General features: G+C 55.5%; 1 protein-coding gene. It reads right to left on the bottom strand.

Going from position 1 to position 566, the window contains the following annotated elements:
- Positions 1 to 566: MBL fold metallo-hydrolase (locus tag B2W96_RS09800; RefSeq protein ID WP_293010110.1), on the bottom strand; the 566-nt coding region annotated here is incomplete at both ends.

The raw sequence follows: 566 nt of genomic DNA, 5'->3' as shown, positions 1-566 counted from the left end.
CTTGGCCCGGTTCAACTCTGCCAGAGGGCGGATATCCTCCGCAGGCTCGGCATGAGCGGGGATAAAGAGACTGCCTTCCAGCGTCCCCAGCAAATCAAGTGTTTGAAGATAGCCCGCCACATCATAGATGAAATTGACGTGGTACTTTTCCAAAATGTTGGCGCCGAAGAGACAGTCCGCCAGAAACCACACGCCGTCCTCCGTCTGAAAGCCGCACATGTCAAAAAAATGGCCGGGCAAAGGAAGCATTTTCAGCCCCTCCGGCAGAGTTTCCGCCGTCAGGGTCCGGCAGTCACTGGGTTGGGCCAACAAAAACTTGTTGCGGAGTTCCTTGCAGGGATATCCTCCATATAAAAACGACGGCTCCAGAATCGGATACGTGGTAATGGCCGCGTCAATTCCCGGCGCATAGGCGGAAACGCCCAGCCGGGCTTGCAGCAAGTTGTTGCCGCCGTTATGATCGGCGTTTGCGTGGGTATTGAGGATACACCCCAGCGTCCAGCCCTGTGATTCCAGAATTTTTTGGATTTTGCGGCCCGTGTCCTTGTCTCCGCCGCTGTCAATCA

The sequence above is a fragment of the Oscillibacter sp. UBA6647 genome (assembly GCA_002455655.1).
Lineage (GTDB): Bacteria > Bacillota > Clostridia > Oscillospirales > Oscillospiraceae > Oscillibacter.
Note: the sequence above shows the minus strand (reverse complement) of the source record. Positions and strands in the feature narration are given on the sequence as shown.